General features: G+C 35.3%; 15 protein-coding genes and 1 tRNA gene. 12 read left to right on the forward strand and 4 right to left on the reverse strand.

Going from position 1 to position 15,275, the window contains the following annotated elements; translation table 11 throughout:
* Positions 1–210, forward strand: a 210-nt coding sequence (locus WOCAOBSORBRA_RS02650) for a hypothetical protein (protein ID WP_174515863.1), incomplete at its 5' end; no start/stop codon positions are given.
* A 54-nt stretch (positions 211–264) separates the two neighbouring features.
* On the opposite strand, the gene WOCAOBSORBRA_RS02655 is transcribed toward WOCAOBSORBRA_RS02650, so the two are convergent.
* Together WOCAOBSORBRA_RS02655 and lipB are read right to left on the reverse strand one after the other, a co-directional pair.
* Positions 265–1,290 carry an LD-carboxypeptidase gene (locus WOCAOBSORBRA_RS02655; protein ID WP_174515864.1) on the reverse strand — a complete coding sequence of 342 codons (1,026 nt, stop codon included), beginning with the start codon at positions 1,288–1,290 and terminating at the stop codon, positions 265–267.
* Positions 1,290–1,931 (reverse strand): lipoyl(octanoyl) transferase LipB, encoded by a 642-nt coding sequence (gene lipB / locus WOCAOBSORBRA_RS02660; protein ID WP_281346858.1) that lies wholly within the window; start codon positions 1,929–1,931, stop codon positions 1,290–1,292. The genes WOCAOBSORBRA_RS02655 and lipB overlap by 1 nt, the downstream gene beginning before the upstream one ends.
* A 228-nt stretch (positions 1,932–2,159) precedes the next feature.
* On the opposite strand from lipB, the gene WOCAOBSORBRA_RS02665 reads away from it, so the two are divergent.
* The 3 genes from WOCAOBSORBRA_RS02665 (at position 2,160) to WOCAOBSORBRA_RS02675 (ending at position 4,062) form a co-directional block, all read left to right on the forward strand.
* Positions 2,160–2,393: a DUF6290 family protein gene (locus WOCAOBSORBRA_RS02665; protein ID WP_010081986.1), complete on the forward strand. Its 234-nt coding sequence runs from the start codon at positions 2,160–2,162 to the stop codon at positions 2,391–2,393.
* Positions 2,390–2,632, forward strand: coding sequence for a type II toxin-antitoxin system RelE family toxin (locus WOCAOBSORBRA_RS02670; RefSeq protein ID WP_227738598.1), 243 nt, complete (start codon positions 2,390–2,392; stop codon positions 2,630–2,632). The genes WOCAOBSORBRA_RS02665 and WOCAOBSORBRA_RS02670 overlap by 4 nt, the downstream gene beginning before the upstream one ends.
* A gap of 236 nt (positions 2,633–2,868) precedes the next feature.
* The gene (locus WOCAOBSORBRA_RS02675; RefSeq protein WP_174515865.1) at positions 2,869–4,062 is read left to right on the forward strand and encodes a phage portal protein; all 1,194 of its coding nucleotides are present in this window, start codon (positions 2,869–2,871) and stop codon (positions 4,060–4,062) included.
* A 54-nt stretch (positions 4,063–4,116) separates the two neighbouring features.
* On the opposite strand, the gene WOCAOBSORBRA_RS02680 is transcribed toward WOCAOBSORBRA_RS02675, so the two are convergent.
* Together WOCAOBSORBRA_RS02680 and murJ are read right to left on the reverse strand one after the other, a co-directional pair.
* On the reverse strand, positions 4,117–6,660 hold the full coding sequence (locus WOCAOBSORBRA_RS02680; RefSeq protein WP_174515866.1) for an AsmA family protein: 2,544 nt from the start codon (positions 6,658–6,660) through the stop codon (positions 4,117–4,119).
* A 3-nt stretch (positions 6,661–6,663) separates the two neighbouring features.
* Positions 6,664–8,151: a murein biosynthesis integral membrane protein MurJ gene (gene murJ, locus WOCAOBSORBRA_RS02685; protein WP_010962984.1), complete on the reverse strand. Its 1,488-nt coding sequence runs from the start codon at positions 8,149–8,151 to the stop codon at positions 6,664–6,666.
* A 150-nt stretch (positions 8,152–8,301) separates the two neighbouring features.
* Between murJ and WOCAOBSORBRA_RS02690 the strand changes: the two genes are divergently transcribed.
* The 8 genes from WOCAOBSORBRA_RS02690 (at position 8,302) to WOCAOBSORBRA_RS02725 (ending at position 14,961) form a co-directional block, all read left to right on the forward strand.
* A tRNA-His gene (locus WOCAOBSORBRA_RS02690) sits at positions 8,302–8,377 on the forward strand.
* Between the two features lie 65 nt (positions 8,378–8,442).
* On the forward strand, positions 8,443–8,898 hold the full coding sequence (locus WOCAOBSORBRA_RS02695; protein ID WP_174515867.1) for a hypothetical protein: 456 nt from the start codon (positions 8,443–8,445) through the stop codon (positions 8,896–8,898).
* A gap of 111 nt (positions 8,899–9,009) precedes the next feature.
* Positions 9,010–10,932 carry a tRNA uridine-5-carboxymethylaminomethyl(34) synthesis enzyme MnmG gene (gene mnmG / locus WOCAOBSORBRA_RS02700; protein WP_174515868.1) on the forward strand — a complete coding sequence of 641 codons (1,923 nt, stop codon included), beginning with the start codon at positions 9,010–9,012 and terminating at the stop codon, positions 10,930–10,932.
* Positions 10,933–10,940: 8 nt separating this feature from the next.
* Positions 10,941–12,608: an aminopeptidase P family protein gene (locus tag WOCAOBSORBRA_RS02705; protein WP_174515869.1), complete on the forward strand. Its 1,668-nt coding sequence runs from the start codon at positions 10,941–10,943 to the stop codon at positions 12,606–12,608.
* A 121-nt stretch (positions 12,609–12,729) separates the two neighbouring features.
* Entirely contained in the window at positions 12,730–13,095 is a 366-nt protein-coding gene (locus tag WOCAOBSORBRA_RS02710) for a hypothetical protein (protein WP_064125381.1), read from the forward strand.
* A gap of 41 nt (positions 13,096–13,136) precedes the next feature.
* Positions 13,137–13,349 carry a hypothetical protein gene (locus WOCAOBSORBRA_RS02715; protein ID WP_174515862.1) on the forward strand — a complete coding sequence of 71 codons (213 nt, stop codon included), beginning with the start codon at positions 13,137–13,139 and terminating at the stop codon, positions 13,347–13,349.
* A gap of 155 nt (positions 13,350–13,504) precedes the next feature.
* On the forward strand, positions 13,505–14,149 hold the full coding sequence (locus WOCAOBSORBRA_RS02720) for an alpha/beta hydrolase (RefSeq protein ID WP_174515870.1): 645 nt from the start codon (positions 13,505–13,507) through the stop codon (positions 14,147–14,149).
* A 5-nt stretch (positions 14,150–14,154) separates the two neighbouring features.
* The gene (locus tag WOCAOBSORBRA_RS02725) at positions 14,155–14,961 is read left to right on the forward strand and encodes an SDR family oxidoreductase (RefSeq protein ID WP_174515871.1); all 807 of its coding nucleotides are present in this window, start codon (positions 14,155–14,157) and stop codon (positions 14,959–14,961) included.
* The last annotated feature ends 314 nt before the right edge of the window (positions 14,962–15,275 follow it).

Genomic DNA, 15,275 nt, shown 5'->3' on the forward strand with positions numbered 1-15,275 from the left:
CTAGAGATACCGCGAATGAATCGCGGTATGACGGTTCGTGGTGGTATGACAGTTCGTGGCGGTATGACGGTTCGCGGTGGCATGACGATAACTTCGTCATTCCGCTATGTGTTAGCGGCTAAGAGATACCGCGGCGGTATGACGGTCTGCGGCGGAATGACGGTTAAGCAATTCGTCATCCCGCTACATGTTAGCGGGATCTCTTGTTAGCGGATGAGATACCGCGAATGAATCGCGGTATGACGGTTAAGTACGTGTTAGCGGCTAAGAGATACTGCGGCGGTATGACGTAGAGCTCGCGTTAGCTATAAGATTAGCTAAATTCTGCACGTCCATAAAAAACAAACCTTCTTTTTCGTCTTGAACGCTAATAATAGCGTGAGTGTTAAAAGGTAAAGGATCATTTGTATGTCCATGGCCTACCCCTTTCATTGTAAATACAGGAAAGTTAACACTTTTTGCAAACCTTTCTTTTACAACTTCAACAAGGTTATCGTTATAGCAGTTAACGAAATCCCCAAAGATTACTGCATGTACTCCATCAAAGATGTGAGCTTGTTTTAGGTGATCTAAACTGCGCTCTATTGCGTATGGGTAGACTCTTATGTCCTCTAAAAATAGAATTTTACCTTTCGCATTTATTTGCCAAACAGTTCCTATACTGTTTTCAACTAAAGTCATATTACCACCGATGATTTTAGACTTTAATCTGCCATCTTTTAGTCTAATGCCATTATTTATCGTCTTTAGGTTATCAAATCTGATAGAATCCCGCTTGTTAAGAATTAACTCTTTCAATTTTTCAACAGAGCTTTCAGAAACGGAGTTATTTACTATCATTTCCAACATGGTGCCGTGAAGAGTTTGCCAATCATATTTAGCTTGTAGATAGATGTGCAAGGCAGTTATATCGCTATAGCCTATGAGGATTTTTTTGTTTTGAGCAATCCTTTCTTTTTTATCATTGGGTAACTTTTCTAGATAGGGAATTAACCGAGAAGCCCCTTCTCCTCCTCTGATACACCAGATTATTTTACTATCACCGGTTAGTGCACTAATCAAATCATTTGCTCTGAATTCATCAGAGTTGGAATAAAATGGATTATCATTACTATATATTTTCTCCGAAATATGGGGATTAAAATCCAAAGCTTCTACATATTCTTTTATAGTAGTCAGATCTGATTCTTTTCCCTTCGAAGAAGGAGCAATAATATCAACTTGGTCGATTGCATGAATACTTGTGTTAGCACATAAAGTGAGAATGAAATATAAAAGATAAACAATCATTAAAATATCTTATAAAACTCTTTTTTTAGTATATCATCCAATTCAGAGAGTGGAACTTTCACTCCTAGTTCTTCCATTGACGTGACGCCATAATCTTGCAGTCCACAAGGAATAATACCCTTATAGTGAGAGAGGTCTGGAAAGACGTTAAGCGCTATGCCATGATAAGTTACCCATTTTCTTAAACGGATACCAAAAGCTGCAATTTTTTTTTCTACTCCGTTATGGTTTACCCAAACACCTATTCTATCCTCTTTAAATTCTCCAAGTATATTAAAATGCCTTAAAACGTTTATCATCCAATTACTTAGGTCTCTAATATATAGCTTTATATCGCATTTATTTCTTTTTTTAAGGTTTAACATTAAATATATGATGCGCTGTCCTGGACCATGATATGTGTGCTTACCACCCCTTCCTGTTTTATATATAGGAAATAATTTTTCAACAACGTCGTCATCTGTTGCACTGATTCCTGCAGTATAAAGTGGAGGGTGCTGGAGTAGCCATACCAATTCGTCTGCTGAATTATTGTGAATTTGTTGAATTTTCTCTTCCATGGATTTTACAGCACAGTTATAATCAATAAGCTGATTAGATATTAGCCATTCTGTCATGTTCAATTTCTTTTTTTTTAGTATAGCAGTTCGTTCTTTTCCTGTTATTCCAGTGTGTGACACTGGGCGCAGCCTTTCTTATTCCTAATATACTTAATACTAACTTCTGTGCTATTTCTCCTTAACAAACATAGTACATGACAAATGTTTAATTATTTGTCAACACAGGTCCTCTTTACGTATAGGCAACTTTTTTTATTGAAAAATTCAGAAAAATGTTGTATAATTATTAGTAGATTTTAGGTAAAATATATGGCAAACTCAAAATTTAGCATAACTTTCAACAACGAAATTTCAGAGTGTCTTGCTGGACTGGCTAAAATAAGAAATAAGTCCATTAAAGAACTAACAGAGAAGCTAATACAAGAAGCAATTGAAAATGAGGAAGATAAAATACTAATTGAGCGTGCTGCTAAACGTAATGTTTCAGGTGTAAAGAAAATTAGAAGTGAGGATGTAGACTGGAATACAATATTATCTTCATAGAAAGCGTTCTTGAGAAAGACCTTCCAGCTCTTCCAAAAACAATAAGATTAAGGATCATAAATGCGATAAATAAGCGCCTTACAGTTGATCCCATTAACCTTGGTGAGCCATTATATTACAGATTTAAAGGACAAAGAAGATTAAGGGTAGGTGATTATCGCGTTATCTATTCCGTAAATATTATAAAATATGAAGTGGTTATCACAGAGATAGGACACAGAAAAGATATTTATAAGTAAGTACATCATATAAATATTAAATATATTTTTACTCCTTCCTGATTCATTTTCTACCTTAGGTGGCTTCGCTCAGCTCAAAAAAAAAGCTCATTCTTTTTGCTACCCCTTGATTGTGCCTGCCATTTAACTACTGTGTAGAGATTGCTCTCAAACATAATGTTCGTACGTTAGTATATCCTTCCTGTGACACCAATTGATATAATTCTACCACAAATTCAATTTTTTAGGAGGCATATATGAATCTCAATATTTTTCAAAGAAAAAAAAGCGCAGTATTTACTAAATATTCTGCTTTGCAGCTAATGATGGAGCCAAGTTGGAGTAAGCGTGATTATGTAAGTTTTGCTGAGGAAGGTTACATAAAAAATGTTATTGCCTTTCGAGCAATTAATATGATTGCAAGTGCTGCATCTTCGGTACCTTTTACTCTCTGCCAGCTTACTGAACAGGGAAAATCGCAATTAAAAGCCCATCCATTACTGAAATTACTTTATTCTCCTAATCCAATGACATCAAAATCGGAATTTATTGAGGGGATTGTAACTTATCGGTTAGTTAACGGCAATTCTTATATATTGATGATTGAGTCACAGAACAGTAGAAAACCACCAACAGAGCTTTATCTTCTGCGCCCCGATAGGGTTGAAATTGTTCCAGGGAGAAATAACGTTCCTTATATCTATCGTTATACCATAAATAACAACAGTTATGACTTTAAAGTTGATAAACTAACTGGATGTTCAGCAGTGTTGCACTTAAAGACCTTTAATCCTTTGAATGATTGGTATGGGTTATCACCAATTGAGGCAGCTGCATATAGCATAGATCAACATAATCAGGCGGGTGCTTGGAATCAAGCGATGTTGCAAAATGGGGCAAGACCAAGTGGTGCAATAGTTGTAAAATCAGCAAAAGATGGAAGTGGTGGAAGTTTAAGTCAAGAGCAGTACCAACGCTTAAAAGCGCAGATAAATGATCATTATTCAGGTTCTATAAACGCTGGAAGACCGATATTGCTTGAAGGAGGCTTGGAGTGGAAAGAAATGAGCTTATCGCCAAGGGATATGGATTTTATTGAGTCCAAACACAGCTCAGCTCGTGATATTGCGCTAGCTTTTGGCGTTCCACCGCAATTGCTTGGCATACCGGGTGATAACACTTATAGCAATTTAGTCGAAGCACGCTTATCCCTCTGGGAGCAGACGGTTTTACCAACGCTAGAAAATATTATCTGTCACCTGAATTCTTGGCTAACACCAAAATTTGGTGAAGATCTGTGCTTGTCGTATGACAAAGATGCAATAGAAATTCTCATGGAAAAGAGACAAAAGTTGTGGAAATACGTAGAAAATGCAAGCTTTATGACGCTCAATGAAAAAAGAGAAGCTTTTGGCTTGCCACCATTGCCGGGTGGTGATGAGTTAGGTTAAGTTTGTATCCGTTCAGATGAGTTCATTGTCCCCTAAACCGTACGCCTAAGTAAATCAACTATTTTTCTTGCCAACCAGAGCGGTGAAGATTTGGTCTACATCAAAACTCATCTTAGGACGCCAAATAGGGCCATCCAAATGCATATCGATATAGATTGGATTACTATAGTTTGGTGGTATGAAAAAGAACCTGAATATAGAAGCTAAAGCGAAGTTAGATAAGGTTAAATTAGAAGAGATTGATCCTGATGCTTGATCAATCCCGAACTGTAAACTAGTTGAACATATACCACTCTTAATACTTGCTTTTCCGCTAATATTTTCAAAAAATGTTTTACCATTATATATATCAATATAAGCAAGTGTGGAAATTTCAGACTTATTCTTACTGCTTAACAAATTAGTGATAAATGAATTGAAATCTACATTAGTAACTTCTATTCCTTGCGCTTGTAAATTTATATCTCCTGATAAGTTACTAGCCCAATCATGAAAACTTTTTCCTTGAGTTTTGATTTCACCATTTAAGCTTACCTGACCATTTACATTGTCAATTCCTATAACCTTACCAATCTTTTTAGTGTCCAAATTTACAATAGAAAACCTTGTATTTATTGAGTCTGATCTTAAATAACCCTGAAAAAACACTTGCCCGCGTTCTAATACGTAACTTGCCTGCCTGATAGTGATAGTGTTGTTTCTCATTACCGCATCCAAATTAAAATCTTTTAAAACATTCTGCTCGGTTTTAAATTCTGCAGTATTGATTTGCACATTTGCATCAAAGCCTTCTTTATCATCCAAAAAATCAAGCTGCTTTGTTGACCATTGAATTTGATCTATCTCATTTCTTGAATTTCTTTTCGTCTCTACTAAATTTGGTAATGTAATAATTTTTCCATTAAATTTACTGCCCGTAAGGTTAACATCTAATAAAGGTTTGGCGTATTTTTGATCTGCTAATATTTTTGCATTACCGGTAATATCGAAATCTTCTCCAGATAGTTTTATTTTATCTGCAACTAGCTTACCTTTTTCCATTTTCAGCAAAAAATCCAAATTTTTAATTTTCGTATCATTCAATGTAAGGTTATTAACACGGGCCTTTATATTTGCATCATACTGAAAATTTTTCAGCCATTGCATTTTAGGTAAACTGCTAAATAATGAATGATCATATTTATCTGCATCAAGATTATGCATGCTAAATTCACCATCGATCACACTGCGTTTTTTTGTGTGGCTTACTCTAATTGATCCTTGCAAGGATTCCTTATTATTTAGCAGTCTAATGTCTGAGATAGATAATATTCTTGGTGCAAGGTGCAGTTTAGAACTTAGTGTAAATTGATTTTTCTGGTTTTCTTTCATCTTTATAGAAGGGAAAAAACATGAAATGAATGACTCAAAATCATTTCCTTCGACTAATAAATCACCGTTGAATTCAGATAGGACATTATTGTTTGAGATCTCTCCTGATAAGTAAGATATATTATTGATTCCAGGAAATTTAAGAAGCGTATTAACTTTTACTTTGCCATCAGTGGATTTTAGTACAGCACGGAAATTATCCAATATTTTGTTTTGATATTGAATGTTAGAAGCTTCTATATTAAAATTTAAGCTCAAGTTCTTTGGCACAACTTCTCTAAAACATTCCAGAAGGTCTTTCATATTCATTGTTTTTTGTAAATCATCTTGTATGGAATCTAAATCAACTTTACTGAAGCTAATATTGAAATTAGTGTGATTGCCTTTTCTATCATTTTGTATTGTACCGCTGGCTTGCATGCTTTTGGAATCAATTTTTAAGTCAGTTGCCGTAAACTCACTTTCATTAAGACTTATATTGGATGATATCTTGATATTTTCGCTAGGAATAACACAAGAGAGAAAGCTAAGATTAATGATTTTTGCTAAATCACTCACAGAACCGGAACTGTTATTAATTGTTAATGTTAAATTACCCTGGAGTTCTTCTTGATTTCTATTACCTGTAAATAGCAAATTTACAAAATTTGATTCAACACTAATGTGTACATTCCTTTTTGTGATATTAACCTTTCCTGAAAAATCGTAATTATTATCACCTACCTTTACTTTACCAAAAAACTGCTTATTTTTTTTTACAGCAACTTCCTTTATGTTAACAATATCAGCGAAATCATTCTTGAAACTTACTTGGCTGTCTTTTATTACTATATCGACTGTGTTACCACTGGCGTTTGTATTTACAATATTAAGTAAATTTTCTTTGTTGCTTTTCATGCCAAACAATGTGATTGACTTTGGTTGCAACGAAAATAAAAACAACGATAGGAACGATGGCCTTATTTCAATTTTTCTTACACTAATTAAATCTGACAACTTTTGCTCTTTATTTTCGTTGTATTGTACGTATACATTATAAATAGTGAGCTTTGGGGTAATCAACGAAACTTTAATTTTTCCCCCAATATGCACTTTAGCATCATACGTCTTCTCTAACTCTTTTATGATATATTTCCTGTAGCCACTCCAATCCTTAAAAGTTGCAGCAACATGCATGAGAATTAATAGCAGTGAGATTGATAATATAGCATATAAAGAAAGTCTCATAATTTACACATGCTTAAAGTTTCCCTTAAATATTAAATAGAGAATACCAAAATAAACAATAACACTCAAAGCTATTAAAGTCGTTAAATAAACAATACGAGCCAACATTTTATCAAAAAATAATCCTGCCAACAAAGAATTAAAAATATAAAGGGCTATTGACATGACTGCCGTTGCTACAAAAATTTTCATGACATTTAACAATAACGCTTGGCTAACCTTATACATTTTATTTATTGTTAAATAACTAATTAATAGAATAGAGTTTATCCAAGTGGAAACGGAAGTAGCAATAGCAATCCCCGTATGCTGATACTCGTTCATTAACAAAAGGTTTAGCACTACATTAATTCCAAGACACATTAGCGAAAATATGGTTGGTATTTTCAGATTGCCTTTAGCAAAAAATGTAGGTAGCAATACTTTATTTATAATAAATGCAGGTAAAGAAAGAGAAAATGCTATTAAAGTGGGAACAGTTTGCTGCACTGCATAATGATCAAACCGGCCGTAAGAAAAAAGCGTAAGTAAAATTATGTCGGGAATAATGATAAAGGCAGCAGTTGTTGGCATAATTAACATTAATCCTATGTTGAGAGCCTTGTTCTGTATTTTGACTATATTTTCAGTATTATCCACCTGTTTTGAAATTAAAGGAAGAAGCACTGTACCAATTGCAGTACCGATTATTCCCTGCGGTAGTTGATTTAGTCTATCGGCATAATATATATAGGACACCGCATTTGGTATAAAACTCGCCATGATTGTATCAATCCATAAGCTTATTTGAGTTACACAATTGTTGATAATTGCAGGTATCACACGCTTAAAAAATAACCTTACTTCATTGCTTAATTCAAGGCTAAAAGAAAAAGCTGCCTTTAACTTGTATGCACTAAATAGTATCAAAAGTAGCTGGAAAATTCCTCCTATAAGGACAGCTATAGAAAGGTTGTGCGCTGGAGTTTTTACGTAAGGCACAAACAAACTGATGATTAAACAGAGATTCAAAACGATTGGTGCAATAGCTGTTGAAGCAAAATGCTGCTTTACTTGCAGCATTCCACCAATAAGTGATGCAATTGAAACAAAGATTATGTAGGGCATCATAATTCTTGATAAAGTAACAGTAAGGGTAAACTTACTTTGGTCAAATCCAGGAGCAAAAATTTGAATCATATAAGGGGAGAAAGTTTGCATGATAAGGCAAAAAATTACTAAGATAATAAACGTAATGGATATTACACTACTTGCAAAATTAAATGCCTTTTTATTATCATATGATTCTGTCGAATATAATGGTATGAATGAGGTAGTGAACGCTCCTTCTGCAAAAAATGCTCGAAATAGATTGGCAAAACGAAACGAAGAAAAAAATATGTCTGCAAGAGAGTTCGCACCAATAACCGTAGCAATCAATACATCTCTTATTAACCCTGAGATCCTTGAAATAGCCGTAAAAAAACTAAATGTGAAAATACTTTTAAACATACCACTACTTCATTAGTGTCAATACAATTAACTATAATGGTAAAAGTATCAATGAAAATATTTATTGGCTAAACTTAAAACCCTCTGCAAAAGGAGAGTTAAATAATCAATTGACTATTTGCGCTCTTATGTTAGAAATTTTATATCTTGGCGGGCGTAGCTCAGTTGGTAGAGCGTCAGTTTGTGGTACTGAATGTCGCCAGTTCGATCCTGGTCGCTCGCCCCACTAAAATTTTCTGCTTGACGGAGATATGAACAAATGGTAATATATCAATTAATTAGGGAGGTTATATGGATGACGGCACTAAAAGTCTTTTAATATTTTGTGGCGCAGCATCGGTAATAGGTGCATTTACAGGTCTGGGATTGAGTTTTACAGCTTTATCACCTTTGGTTATAGGTGGTGCCGCCATTCCTGTAATATTATTAACTGCATATTCTATATGCAATAGTGTAAAAGAAGGAAAATTCTCCAAAAAAGGTCTTTTCGGGGTGGCTTGTTTTTGCGTTACAAGTGCTGCAATTGGAGTTGGCCTTGCTGCAGCCGCAACTGCTATTTTTCCTGGTGCAATGCTTGGAATGGGCTCTGCAGCTTTAGCAGGTGCAACAATAGGAGTGATAGCACCGATAGCAGGGTTATTTGCAACCAAGGCTATAATATTTGCTGCTGAAAAAGTGAATGAATATATTATATCACCTATAGTTGAGTGTTTTTCTTCAAAAGAGAAGGGGTACAAACCAGTTTAAGCTAACCAAGTAAGCTTTTCTGTTATTCCAGTGTGCAACATTGGAATAACAAGATTTGACATTAACCGCTGATAATCGGAATATTAGTAGGGTACGAATTACTTAAAAAGCATGCATAAATATGACGTAGTGGTAGTAGGTGGTGGTCATGCAGGATGCGAAGCGGCTGCTGCGGCAGCTCGCCTTGGTACAAACACGCTGCTTATAACTCATAAAATTTCAACTATAGGGGAAATGTCCTGCAATCCAGCAATCGGAGGAGTTGCAAAGGGTGTTGTAGTCAGGGAAGTTGACGCTCTTGATGGAATAATGGGAAGAGCAATCGACCGAGCAAGCATACACTCAGTCATTTTAAATAGCAGCAGAGGTGCGGCAGTGTGGGGACCACGTGCACAGGCAGACCGAAAATTATACAAGCAAGCAATACAGGAAATTATTCTAAATTATAACAATTTGACGGTAAAAGAAGAGTCAGTTGACGATTTCCTTATAGAGAGTAATAACAATGGAGAATTGTGCATTAAAGCTGTAATAACAAGCTCAGGGGAACATATACTAACAGGTAAAGTCGTTTTAACCACAGGAACTTTTCTGCAAGGTGTAATTCATATAGGAGAACAAACAACCCCTTCAGGGAGAATGGGAGATAAGCCTGCAGTAGAACTTGCAAATACGTTGAAGAAATATGATTTTAGATTAGGTAGACTGCGTACCGGAACTCCACCAAGGCTTGATCGTGGCACTATAAATTGGTCAATATTGCAAGAACAAGTGGGTGATAATCCACCTGTGCCGTTTTCTTATCTCACAGAAAAAATTAACCAACCTCAGGTATCATGCTTTATTACCCATACTAATGAAAATACGCATGAAATAATTAGAGAAAATCTTCATAGGTCAGCTTCTTCGTATCTAAGTGACGTTGTTGCGCCAAGATACTGCCCATCCATTGAAGTTAAAGTTAATAAATTTGCAGAAAAAAGTAGTCATCAAATATTTTTAGAACCAGAGGGCTTGAATGATGATACTATATACCCGAACGGAATTTCAAATTCATTGCCTATTGAAGTGCAGTGTGAAATGATAAAGAGTGTCAAGGGACTTGAAAATGCAGAAATACTAAGGCCTGGATATGCAGTTGAGTATGACTATATTGATCCACGAGAACTAAGCCATACTCTTGAAACTAAGAAAATTAAAGGCCTATATTTTGCTGGCCAAATTAATGGCACCACTGGATATGAAGAAGCAGCAGGGCAAGGAATTATTGCCGGGATCAATGCAGCACTTTCTGCATTTGAAAAAAAAGAAAGCTTTGTTCTCCATCGTACAGATTCGTATATCGGTGTAATGATAGATGATCTAGTCACCAAAGGGGTGATCGAACCTTATAGATTATTTACCTCACGTGCAGAATATAGGCTAGCTATCAGGTCAGACAATGCAGATAGAAGATTAACACAAAAAGGTTATGATATTTCCCTTGTGTCGCATGAGAGATACTCTGTTTTACAGAATAAACTTAAATCTATTAAGCAACTTGAAGAAAAACTAGAGAGTTTGACGATTACTCCTGAGCAGCTTAGGTCTTATGGTATCAAAATATCTTATGATGGGATAAGAAAAACGGCACTAGATCTACTTAGCTATCCAAATATCGACTGGAATAAATTACAAGAAATGTGGCCGGAGTTAAGCAGCGTCACGCGCTGGGATGACACCGCAGTGGGTAGCATAACTAAGAATGAAATATGCGAAGCGGTTGAAATTGAAGCAAAATACAAACCTTATCTAATAAGACAAGAAGCAGATATGAAGTTTTTACGAGAGGAAATTAACACTCAAATTCCAATTGATTTCAACTATTCACAAGTTAAAGGCCTGTCAAGTGAAGTAATAGAAAAGTTGCAGACGATAAAACCAGCGACGATTGGCATTGCAAAGCAAATACAAGGCATCACTCCTGCAGCGATAGTGAGCATATTAGTGTATTTGAGAAACAGGAAAACGAAAGTGGCTGCTAATTTTGTATGAGGTGTTCTATGTCAAAAATCGAAGAATTTCGTTCTTTTATGCACGAGATAAACGTTGATGCATTTATGTTGCATACTAAAGATGAATATTTAAATGAGTATTCAGAGGAGCTAACAAAGCTGTGTGGCTTTACAGGAACAAATGGGCTACTTATCGTTACAAAAGACAACAAGTGCCCATTTTTTACAGATGGACGCTACATCACACAAGCTCGCAATCAGCTCGATCAGGGCAATTTTCAAGTATATAATATACAAGAAGAGGATCCACGCGAATGGATAAAAGCAAACTTAACATCGACTGCCTCACTAGGTTATTATTTGCAATATTTTACCATCGAAGATATAAGAAAGTATGAGAATATCTGTAAATTAATACCCTGTTTAGCTGGAAAAAAAAGTGACTATCGAAAACAAGCAGTGGTTTTACATTCTATTAAATATGCTGGTAAAAGTAGTAAGGACAAATGTGAAAAAATAGCTAGAAGCGTAGATAAAGGAGCTGAAGCAGTGCTTTTAACTGATCCAAATTCAATTTCATGGTTATTAAATTTAAGAAACGAAAATGCTAAATATACTCCATGTATATTGGGTCGTGCTATATTGTATAAAAGCGGTAATGTTGATTTGTTTATTCAAGATAAAGAACATTCAACTATAGAAGCAAATTTAGGCAATCATGTAAATATTTTTGATATTAGTGAGCTAGAAAATTCGCTGCACAAGCTAAATTCAATAGTTATAGATCCAAACACAACTCCAATGAGTATTATGGCTGTAATAAAAGATAAACAGGTAGCTGAAAGAGAGGATCCTTGTCTAATTTATAAAGCAGTAAAAAACCAAACTGAAATAGCTGGGGCTATAAATGCGCACATCAGAGATGGAGTGGCAGTTACAAACTTTCTACATTGGCTTGAAAATAATGTTGGTACAGAGCTTGAAGCTGAAGAAAAGATTTTAGAATACAGAAAAGAGCAGAATTTGTTTAAGCAACTAAGTTTTCCAATAATTTCAGCATTTAATGAGAATGGGGCAATAATTCACTATCGTGCAAGCAGTAAGACGAATAAAGTAATTCAGAAAGATGGACTGTATTTGATTGACTCTGGTGGCCAGTACCTTGACGGCACAACTGATGTGACAAGAACTGTAGCAATTGGCAATCCAACTGATGAACAAATAACCCACTATACAATAGTACTCAAAGCTCACATTGCTATAGCAAGTGTCATCTTTCCTCCTGGCACTACTGGTGGAGAATTGGATATATTAGCACGTACGCATTTATGGAAATTTGGAATGGACTATATGCATGGTACAGGGCATGGAGTAGGAAGTTACCTATCAGTACACGAAGGACCACAAGCAATATCAAAAAGTAATAAAGTGAAACTCACGCCAGGGATGATACTTTCCAACGAACCTGGCTATTACATTCCGGGAGAGTATGGAATAAGGATTGAAAATCTGATGTATGTCAACAGACAAGAAAACGGCTTCTTAAACTTTAAACAACTGACCTCTATTCCATATGATAGAAGACTAATAAATGTGCAAATGCTTACTAAGGATGAAATTGAATGGATAAATGGCTACCATCAATTTGTCTATAAAAACTTAGAAAATAGCGTAAAAGATAAGAAATGGTTAAAGAAGGTATGTGACCCTTTATAAGCAAAGGAGCATTTTTTATTATTTAAAAAGTATTAATGCAATTGTGACAGGTATTTTGTATTGTTTTTAATTTTAAAATAATATATAATAAAGAACACGTATTTTTAGGTAGGTTATAATTATGATAGACAAAGGGCAAGAAGATGAATTTATGAAGCAGTATATGGATACTTGCAAAGAGCAAATAGAAAAATTAGCCAAGGATCCTGAATTGCTTAATCAGACTTTAAAACCATTTATGCAAATGTCTCAGCAGCTTATGGCTGGCGGTATGTTAGAAGGGGCTATGCCTGGCATGATACCTGATTTGGGCAGTATGGATGTTAACAAGATGATTGCTCAGATGAAGGAAATGATTGACTACATAAGAGGTAACTATAAGGAACTAATGAAAGAGCACAGCTCGCAGATTCAAGAGCTTGATGAATCCAGTAAAAAGCTAAGAGGCTTAGTTAAAAAATTGATAGAAAAGATCGAAAGTAAGTAAATAACATCTGGATTTCTGTCATTCTATATACAACTTTCTAGTTGGACGGTAAGTCGAGGTCAATTATTGATGCCATGAAAGTAGCTGACACTGGTTCCTTTATGACGGCAGTGCCCAGAGGTGTCATCCCAGTGCTTGACACTGGGATCCAGTTCTTATTACCTGGTGTAAAGTTAAGTTTCCTGGATTCCAGTGTCAAGCACTGGAATGACAGCAATCCTACGTCATACCGCGATTCATTCGCGGTATCTTAGTATAGATTCCGCTAACAAGTAGCGGAATGACGGTTTTTCAAATCGTCGATGAACCTAAGTCACTTTAGCTATAGTATCGGGAACGTAATTGCACATTGGTTTTACAAATTTGAAAATTAGTGTTAGATAAAAATATAAACGCAAAAGGAAAAAAAATGATTGAACTTAAAGGCCCAGAAATTTGTGCAGGCGGAAATAAGAAAAATTTGATTATTTTTTTACATGGTTGGGGCTCAAGTGGTGATAATTTTGTTCACCTTGCTAAAGTTATGAGCAAGTTTTTACTGGGTTCATATTTTGCAGTACCCAATGCTCCGTTTAAGAGAGAAATAGGTGATGGTTATCAGTGGTTTAGCTTGGAAGATCGTAGTGAGGAAGCGCTATATAATGGAGTAAAAAATGCTACATCAATTGTAAATCATTTCATTGATACAAAATTAAAGGAGCTTAATTTAAAAGATACGCAACTTTCTTTAGTTGGATTTTCTCAAGGAGCAATGCTTGCAATACATACAGCTCTCACCCGCTCTCAATCCTGTGCATCAGTTGTTGCATACTCTGGTAGGTTTCTTTTACCTTCAAAAACTGCACCAGAGATCAAATCAAAACCTAACATATGTGTTATCCATGGTGATGCTGACGACGTGGTACCTTTTTCGTCCCTCGACTTAGCGGTTAAAGCTCTGAAAGAAAATGGAGTAAATGTTGAAGGACACCCAATTCATGCATTAGGGCATATTATTAATGAAGAGGGAATAAAATTAGGAGTAGAATTTATCAAGAAGAATTTTAAAAATTAATTTTCATGCACTTGTTTTGCTTTGGTTATGGATATGTAGCTAAATTTTTATCGAAAAAATTACTGAACTTAGGTTGGAAAGTCAGTGGCACATCAAGAAGTAAAGATATACAAAATGTAATCCTCTTTAATTATGAGAAGGTTAGCCAAGATCTGCTTAAAAGCGCAACGCACGTTTTAATTTCTATTCCTCCAGATGGTGATGATGTTGTGGAGAGATACGGTGATTGCCTGCAAAATGTAAAATGGCTTGGTTATTTGTCTGCAACTAGCGTCTATGGTGATCACTCTGGTAATTGGGTGAATGAGGAATCTGAAACAAAACCTATAGAAATCAGAGGAGAAAAACGCCTTAAATCTGAAAGGAAGTGGCTAAATAGCAAACTGCCTGTACATATTTTTCGTTTAGCTGGAATATACGGCCCTAGTAGGAACGTGTTAATTGACTTGCAGCTTGGCAAAGCAAGAAATGTGAAAAAAGAAGGGCATTTTTTTTCTCGTATTCACGTTGAAGATATATCAAATATTTTATTTTCTTCCATGCAAAACATAAAACCTGGTGAAATATACAATTGTGCAGACGATTTACCCACTACACAATCTGAAGTGGTAATATATGCGACCAAACTTCTCAATGTTAGCCCTCCAGAACCAATTGAGTTACCAGATTATGCACAGAGTTTTTATTTAGGATCAAAGAGAGTAAGTAATGTTAAAATTAAAAAAGATCTTAATGTCTCTCTAATTTATCCTAACTACAAGGTGGGATTAGAGAGTTTGCACGTAAACAAAACTGAAATCACATCAGAATGATAGATAGGCTTATTGTCACTGCCATTAAGTTAAGGAAAGAATGGTTAAAAAATGAACTAAAAAGTCAGAAATAATTAAGGATTTATGACAAATGCTGAAACAGAATAGAGTAAACTTTAAAGCAGATAAACTCTGAAGTGTAAATTACTTAAGAAATAGTGACCTTACCCAGAAAAAGTGGAGAGAAAGAAAGGAGTTTTTTCGGGTAAAATAAAATTTTGGAGGATTAGAAATGGTAAGAGAATATACGGCAGAATTCAAATTGGAAGCTGTTAAGCTGGCAAATGAACAAAGAAAGGTAGGTCAACCAGTTG

It is taken from the genome of Wolbachia endosymbiont of Cardiocondyla obscurior (genome assembly GCF_902713635.1).
Classification (GTDB): domain Bacteria; phylum Pseudomonadota; class Alphaproteobacteria; order Rickettsiales; family Anaplasmataceae; genus Wolbachia; species Wolbachia pipientis.